This is a genomic window from Nostoc sp. FACHB-190, from assembly GCF_014696905.1.
Taxonomy (GTDB): Bacteria; Cyanobacteriota; Cyanobacteriia; order Cyanobacteriales; family Nostocaceae; genus Nostoc_B.
In genome coordinates this window covers 1-7,255 of the sequence record NZ_JACJQW010000090.1, presented here as the reverse complement: position 1 = coordinate 7,255, position 7,255 = coordinate 1, and the positions used below count along the sequence as shown (strand labels likewise).

7 protein-coding genes and 1 pseudogene are annotated in these 7,255 nt (G+C 39.8%); 2 read left to right on the top strand and 6 right to left on the bottom strand.

Going from position 1 to position 7,255, the window contains the following annotated elements; genetic code table 11:
* Positions 1-473 precede the first annotated feature (473 nt).
* On the bottom strand, positions 474-1,052 hold the full coding sequence (locus H6G28_RS35875; RefSeq protein ID WP_190678067.1) for a pentapeptide repeat-containing protein: 579 nt from the start codon (positions 1,050-1,052) through the stop codon (positions 474-476).
* A 499-nt stretch (positions 1,053-1,551) separates the two neighbouring features.
* The gene (locus H6G28_RS35870; protein ID WP_190678064.1) at positions 1,552-2,436 is read right to left on the bottom strand and encodes a carbohydrate ABC transporter permease; all 885 of its coding nucleotides are present in this window, start codon (positions 2,434-2,436) and stop codon (positions 1,552-1,554) included.
* Positions 2,437-2,460: 24 nt separating this feature from the next.
* Between H6G28_RS35870 and purN the strand changes: the two genes are divergently transcribed.
* On the top strand, positions 2,461-3,123 hold the full coding sequence (purN, locus tag H6G28_RS35865; RefSeq protein ID WP_190678061.1) for a phosphoribosylglycinamide formyltransferase: 663 nt from the start codon (positions 2,461-2,463) through the stop codon (positions 3,121-3,123).
* Positions 3,124-3,197: 74 nt separating this feature from the next.
* Here the strand turns inward: purN and H6G28_RS35860 are convergent, their stop codons facing one another.
* From H6G28_RS35860 to H6G28_RS35845, 4 genes are all read right to left on the bottom strand, one after another.
* Positions 3,198-3,779 carry a CPBP family intramembrane glutamic endopeptidase gene (locus tag H6G28_RS35860; protein ID WP_190594925.1) on the bottom strand — a complete coding sequence of 194 codons (582 nt, stop codon included), beginning with the start codon at positions 3,777-3,779 and terminating at the stop codon, positions 3,198-3,200.
* 176 nt (positions 3,780-3,955) lie between these two features.
* Positions 3,956-4,993, bottom strand: a complete 1,038-nt coding sequence (locus tag H6G28_RS35855; RefSeq protein ID WP_190678059.1) for a DUF3326 domain-containing protein — start codon at positions 4,991-4,993, stop codon at positions 3,956-3,958.
* A gap of 477 nt (positions 4,994-5,470) precedes the next feature.
* Entirely contained in the window at positions 5,471-5,650 is a 180-nt protein-coding gene (locus H6G28_RS35850; RefSeq protein ID WP_190594927.1) for a DUF8621 family protein, read from the bottom strand.
* A 105-nt stretch (positions 5,651-5,755) separates the two neighbouring features.
* Positions 5,756-6,076: a 2Fe-2S iron-sulfur cluster-binding protein gene (locus tag H6G28_RS35845; RefSeq protein WP_190594928.1), complete on the bottom strand. Its 321-nt coding sequence runs from the start codon at positions 6,074-6,076 to the stop codon at positions 5,756-5,758.
* A gap of 273 nt (positions 6,077-6,349) precedes the next feature.
* Here H6G28_RS35845 and H6G28_RS35840 point away from each other — a divergent pair.
* Positions 6,350-6,667 (top strand): annotated as a pseudogene (locus tag H6G28_RS35840) (hypothetical protein); the annotation flags it as partial.
* Between the last annotated feature and the right edge of the window lie 588 nt (positions 6,668-7,255).

The following is a 7,255-nucleotide window of genomic DNA, read 5'->3' as shown; positions in this document are numbered from 1 at the left end:
TTGTTCTTTGATGCCGATGGTACAGGCGCGATCGCCAGAATCCAATTTGCTACACTCAGTGCTGGATTGTCTTTAACCAATGCAGATATTTTCGTTAATACTTAAGGATTTTTCATCACTTTAGGACTTACCCACAAAGATTGTTTGTGGAGACTGGGTGTAGGGGTTTAGGAGTATGGGATTGTAAGGGTTTTGGATATATACGCCCCCATACTCCTAAACCTTTCCCAAAACTCTTGATTTCTCGTTTTTATGCGTAAGTCCTACACCAGATTGATAGTAAGATAAGTTTGTATCTCAGCAGACTAGTACAGCAAGGCAAAAGAAAAAAGAAAGAATAACGATACCACAAGCTTTTTAGCAATTTCTTATGGTCACTGAGCGTACTTGTACTGAGCGCAGCCGAAGTAGCCGAAGTGTGGTCTGTTTATTTCCGCCGACCTGTACTAGTAAAGGCTATATCTTTCAAAAATTTAATGAATAATCATGATTTCCGGTTTATAAATTGTGCCTTCAGGCATAATTGTATGGCGGAGTTTGCTATAGATGATTTTTGTTTCCCAAAGATTGGCGTTTAATAAGTTGGCTTTAGTTAAATTAGTCCATGTCAAGTCTGCACTATGTAAATTTGCTTCTGTTAAATTAGCCTCTAGTAATATGGCACCAGATAAACTAGCTGCTTGCAAATTTGCTCTGATTAATTTAGCTTCTATTAATGAGGCTTCAATGAATTGGGCATAACTCAAGTCTGCTTCGGTGAAATCTACACCACACAAAGAAGCACCCCAAAAGTTACTGTGAGTACATTGCGATCGCCACAAGCAAGACTCACACAAATTAGCATAACTTAAATCAGCATTACTCAAATTAACTTGGGTTAAATCTGCTTCACTTAAGTCTGCACCAGTTAATTTTGCACCAGCTAAATTAGCACCGCTTAAATTTACTCCTCGCAAGTTAGCACCACTTAAATCAATTCCTTGCAAATCACTTCTACTAAAATCCTGCTGTTGACCAGATTTTTCTGGAATTTGGCTAGAAATTAATCTCATGTTACTCACCTCAGAGTGTCAATAATTGCAAAGCTCAATTGTGAGAGTTACTGTATATCGAGATTACACCAATCAAGATAATTCGCTGAATGATAAATAAAGAATATTTGGATAATTGACGTAAAGTAGCCTAAAAATGTGTTTCTCACAACAAAAAATGCTGACATAAGTCAGGAAATAATCATAAAATATCCCCGAATTCCTTGAAGAAGTCGGGGATATTGCTACTCATACCATTTCACTTTAAAAATGATACAGATATGACAGTAGCGCCTCGACTTTTCCTGACGGAGACGCTGCGCGAACGCTCGGCGAACAGAAGCAGATGTGCAGAGAAAAAAATTTGTATCAGTAATTGCGTGAATTGGTATCACAAATTAAAATAAGGCATTGCTGATTAGAGGGATGTTTTTTGTTTCGCGCAAAGGCGCGAAACATGGATAGTTAACCTTGCTAAAAATGCTTAATTCATCCCGCATTTATGGAACGCCTAAAATAACTATTCTTCGCCCCAAGTTTGTAATTGGAAATACACTAAAACTAAAGTTACAGCTAATAAAACTGTCGCCGCCGCCGCCGCATAACCAAAATCAAATTGACCAAAGGCTTCTTGATAAATGTAGTAAACCAATAAATTAGTAGAATTTAAAGGGCCGCCGCCAGTAATAACGTAAACTTGTTCAAAACTCCGTAATGTGAAAATTGCTGTGGTGATGGTGGCGAAAATTACAGTAGGGCGTAATCCTGGTAAAGTTACATACCAAAATTGTTGCCAAGCATTTGCACCATCTAATTCGGCTGCTTCATAGCGACTGGGAGGAATTGCTTGCAACCCGGCTAAAAAAACAACCATATTAAACCCTAATTGTTTCCAAATACTTAAAATAATTAACACAGGCATTGCCCAAAAGGTATCTCCTAGCCAGGAAATGGGCGCAATACCAAATGAATTTAAAAATGCGTTGACAGGGCCAGTAGTTTGAAACAGCCAGCGAAACCCTAAACCAGCCGCGACGAGAGAAATAATGGAAGGTAAAAAGTAGGCACTTCTTAAAATTCCTCGCAAAGCTAGAGAACGATTTAATAATACTGCCAACCCCAAAGGAATAATTAAGCTGGGGATGACTGTAGCCAGGGTAAAATAAATTGTGTTGCCTAAAACTTGCCAAAAATCAGGGTTAAGTAACAAACGCCAGTAGTTTTTTAACCCTACCCAATAAGTACCTGTGGATGTAAAACTACCAGCAGTGAAGCTCAGGTAAAACAAATAGGCGATCGGCCAAATTACAAAAATTCCTAATAAAATTAATGCGGGTGCAAGAAAAGTCCAAGCGGCAAATGTATCATTATCTAACCATGATTTATTAGTATATATCTTTGGCATCTATTCATTTTCCTTGTTGCTGTTATGACCTTTCGCCCTGATTCTAGTTTTAGCTTGGTTTCTCCCCATATTAGCGGACTACCATTTAGTGATACTCCAATTAAGCTTGGCATTCTAGCTTCTGGAAATGGTAGCAATTTTGAAGCAATTGCTCAAGCTATTGACAATGGCCAAATTAATGCCCAAATTCCAGTTCTAATTTACAATAATCCAGGAGCGAAAGCAGCAACACGCGCTGCTAACCGTGGTGTAGAAACTGTTTTATTAAACCACCGCGAATATAAAAAGCGAGAAACTTTAGATCAACAAATTGTCCAGACTTTGCGTCAGTATGATGTTGATTTGGTAATTTTGGCTGGCTGGATGCGGCTGGTAACATCGGTGTTAATTGATGCTTTTCCTAACAGAATTATTAATATTCATCCGAGTTTGTTACCAAGTTTTAAGGGAATTCATGCAGTAGAACAAGCTTTGCAAGCAAAGGTAACAATTACTGGCTGTACAGTGCATTTAGTTTGTTTAGAAGTTGACAGTGGCCCGATATTAATGCAAGCGGCTGTGCCTGTGTTACCGGATGATACACCAGAAACACTCCACGCCCGGATTCAAATTCAAGAACATCGCATTTTACCACAGGCAATTGCGATCGCAGCAAATACGCTCCAAACCAACCTGATACTTTCCTAAAATAATTAACCTCTCCCCAACCCCTCTCCGACACGGAGAGGGGCTAAAACATTGTTGAGTAACTAACCACAGATTTAACGTTGCTGCGTTTTCCAAAAATAGCTGGAAATCCAATTGGTCATAATATGGGCAACAATTGGGACTAACAAATTGCCACTCAATAAGGCGCTATATCCTAAAATCAATCCAATCACAGTTGCCCACATTACATAAGGCCATTGTTGCGAACCACTGAGGTGTAAAACTCCAAAGCAAAGGCTAGAGACAATTACTGCCACATGATCTAAGCCTAAAGCCGGCAGCATTACACCACGAAATAATAATTCTTCACTTAAACCAGGTAGTAAACCCAACCAAATTAAGTCAGGCCAAGCTAAAGGTCTTAAGACTAGTTCTAAATAATAATCCGCGCTTTGACGATAAACAGGCCATAAGCGATAAGCTAAACCACTTAAAGAGGTGATGATAAAGCCTACACCTATTCCCCAACAGAAATCTATTGGGTTCCATTCCCACTTGAATAAATAAACGCCACCAAAGCGTAACCAGACTTTGGCAACTGTCCACAACAGAATTGCTGTTACACCCATTGCTATCAGCACTTGGGTACGGGTTAAATAGGGAATTTCAGGGTCTTGTTTTTGTTGTTCTACCACGGGAGTTCAGAGTTAGGGAGTAGGGAGTGGGGAGTTGGGAGTTGGGAACAAGGCAATAGGGTTTCGTTAACGTTTTAGTATTTTGAGATCCCTCCAACCCCTTAAACAGAGGGGATAGTAAGCAAACCGTATTGGGGAAAAGGGAGGTAAAATCACAAACAACAAAGGACAAAGGACTATTGACCATTAACTAAGGCATGGGGATTAATGCCGGCTTTGAGGGCTACTAATACACCAATTGCCTCTAAATATGAGTTTACCTGGATGGATTTGATTCCTAAAGGTTGGGCTGGAACTTGGATTTGGGTTTGATTATCTCTGACGGTAATTATTTGGCATCGGCTTTGACTTAAACTGAGTAAAGCACTGCTACCACAAGCGTTTGCAGGCACTATCGCAGCATCTATATGATCAGCCCAAATATCATCGTGACAAGATGTAAATAATTGTTTCTCGACAATAAATTGCGGGGCGCGACTTAAACCTACAAGTACGCTTGGTAAAAAAGTATAACCTAATTCTTCGGCGGCGGAACGAGGAGATAAATTGGGGTAAGGAGGGGCGCTGGCGAGGGCTGGTGAATGGGCGCAGGGAATTTGCAAATGTCTAACTAATAAATGACTAATTACGGCTTCTGCGCCGGCTATTATGTCTACGCCTTTGCCTTGGAGATAATTTTGTACAGCGTCTTCATCTATATCATCGGGGAAACGGGCGACAACTGCGATCGCTTCTGCCCCAGTTTTTTGCATGAGTTTTTCCGCACCCCGCAGTAAACTATCTGGGTTGCCAATGGTTCCCCAACTTGCCCCCGATGCTGAGGTACGTAATTCTACATTTAATGGAGCATCTGTAATTACATAATCTGTAATCGTTAATCCCAGGGTTGCCCTAGCTGCATCAGCAGCTTGCAAGTGACGCAGTAATAAATCTGGTTCAATACCTTGGTCTAAAAGCAAACCTACCTTATTATTGCGGACTGGACGTAAACCCCAATCACCAGCCGCAAATTTATCTAACCCGTAACCTTCCACATAAAATGCGTTGGGGATATTCCAGTATAAACTTGCGCCGTTGAGAACATTGGGGTGAGTAATCAGGCAATCGCAAACCTGTGCTAAAGTTCGAGCAACAGGTATAGCATCACCCGCATATCCCCCAATCGCTGCCCCAACGCCAGTAGGTACAATTAAAATCGCAGTGTAAGGACGCATTGTAAGTGCTGAGTAGATGTAGGTTGGGTGAAGCGATAGCGAAACCCAACATCACAGTTTTGTTAGGTTTCACTGAGTCATATATAAGGTAGTCAGATATTTTAGGACAGTTTAAAAAGTGTTTGACTGTGCTATTTAGTACATTCAGATCCCCCCTAACCCCCCTTCAAAAGGGGGGAAAAAGAATCAAAGTCCCCCTTTTTAAGGGGGATTTAGGGGGATCTAAAATGATTTGACACATTATTAAGGACTTTTTAAACATCCTCTAAGACAGTTTGAAAGCTTTAAGAAATATTTGTGTAGCGCATCTATCCCGCCTCAGAATGAATTCCGAGTCTCATAGCGCAAGTCATCTCAAGATGACTCAACTAAAAATGTATTTCAGTCCACTTGAGTGGACTTTGACTATGAGCCTGAAACTTTAGTTCTAGGCGGGATGTGATTGAACATGAAAATTGAGAGTTTTCTATGCAGCTTTTACTCAGCACTTGTAGTAACAACTGCTTCAACAGCAACTTTCTGCTGTGCTTCATCCACAGATGTAATTGCCCAACGCAGAGGTTCACCTTGTTTTTTCAACTCAGCTTCAATTGTTTTTTGCAACTCAGTAGGAGTTTCTTGAATGTCGATTTCTGCGGTAATAAAATGAGTAGTCATCGCCGTTCATCCTTTTTATTAATTGTTTCTAGAATAGCGGAATGAAGTATGAATTATGAAGTATGAAGTATGAAATTTTATCCTTCAGACTTCACACTTCATACTTTATTGGTCTTTGCCAAATTGCAACTGATAAACTATTTCTTCTTTTTCAGTCTCAATTTTCAAATCAGAACGGGGATAAGCGACACAAAGTAATGTGTAACCTTGTTTTTGTAATTCTAGACTAACGCCCATACCATCAGTCTGATCTACAGTTCCTTCGGTAATTTGCGCGGCGCAAGTTGTACATACACCTGCATGACAAGAAGCAGGTAAACCAAGACCAGCAGCTTCAGCTACTGATAAAATAGTTTCGTTTTCAGGAACTTGCAGAGTATGAACTTTGCCTTGGTGCAGCAGTTCTACGGTGTAGGTTTTGGACATATACTCAAAAAATGAGTGCAATAGACAAATTTATTATTATATCGGAATTGTTTAATATTATTGCAGATATTCAATAAACTTTTGACTTTGCCCAACTTTTTATAACTCTTTGCGCCTTGCGTGAAATAAAACTTTTGCTTTTTAACATGCACATTTTAATTGAGCGATCGCGCAATATATATTTTTGATGGTTATGAGCAAGGCTTTGGTAGAAGAGTTTCATCAATTACTATAATATTCACTAAATATAGTTAAATTTCCTTAGTTATAGTTATGCGCGATCGCGTTTCCTTAGAAACTGTCTCTTTAAGTCTACCTTTTGGCATTGGTTCCATGTCTTGGAAAGTTAACACCACAGAACAAAGGGCGGCTTGGTCGCTGTATGTGGAGTTGGTGACGCGCATTGCTGTGCAACCATTACAAATGGAACAAGGTTTAGTGCGGGAAGCCATGAACTCTCTTTATAGTTTATTTGCCACAACCCGCGAAATTCTCAAAGCTGCGGGGCCGGATGTGGGTGCTAGTCGGGATTCTGTGGGGGGAATTGCCATTGCGGTGTTGAATAATGGGTTAAGACCGTTTTTGTCAAAAGTTTCTAAAGATTCATAACAAGCCCCTGATGTACGCTACAATCAACATTTCAGATTTCCGATACCTGGCACTGCGGGGTTATAACAGTTAGGAAAAGCCTGATTGTAAATTGCGTTTTGGGCGAGACATGGAAAGAATTGCAAGAATACCACGCTTGTTATCATGCACTCACCAACAAACTTTAGTCATTAATGTTATAACATTAACCCTTAAAGTTACAATATTAACCCTTTAGATTATAATATTAGCTTTTAAAGCTAGAACATTAATGGTTAAAGTTGCAACATTAAGCCTTTAAGTTATAACGTTGACTCTTAAAGCTAGAACATTAATGGTTAAAGTTGCAACATTAAGGCTTCAGATTGAAGCAATCATCATAGTCTGTAGTAATGTATCGAATATTTGTTTACCCCACCCTAACCCTCCCCTTTACAAGGGGAGGGAATTAGTTTTTTAGTTTCCCCCCTTTATAAGGCAGGGCTGTTTCATTCCACAAGAGCAAGAAGTTTGTCAATATCATGAGAGAGAAATCTTTGAGCAATTGTGATGGAAGTATGACCATTTCGGCGGAGTATATTGAGAGCGATC

What these genes read in the sequence shown, in the direction of transcription:
- H6G28_RS35845 (WP_190594928.1), bottom strand. Translation starts at nt 6,076, where the DNA reads ATGTCCAAAACCTACACCGTAGAACTGCTGCACCAAGGCAAAGTTCAT.
- H6G28_RS35875 (WP_190678067.1), bottom strand. Translation starts at nt 1,052, where the DNA reads ATGAGATTAATTTCTAGCCAAATTCCAGAAAAATCTGGTCAACAGCAG.
- purN (WP_190678061.1), top strand. Translation starts at nt 2,461, where the DNA reads ATGACCTTTCGCCCTGATTCTAGTTTTAGCTTGGTTTCTCCCCATATT.
- H6G28_RS35855 (WP_190678059.1), bottom strand. Translation starts at nt 4,993, where the DNA reads ATGCGTCCTTACACTGCGATTTTAATTGTACCTACTGGCGTTGGGGCA.
- H6G28_RS35850 (WP_190594927.1), bottom strand. Translation starts at nt 5,650, where the DNA reads ATGACTACTCATTTTATTACCGCAGAAATCGACATTCAAGAAACTCCT.
- H6G28_RS35870 (WP_190678064.1), bottom strand. Translation starts at nt 2,436, where the DNA reads ATGCCAAAGATATATACTAATAAATCATGGTTAGATAATGATACATTT.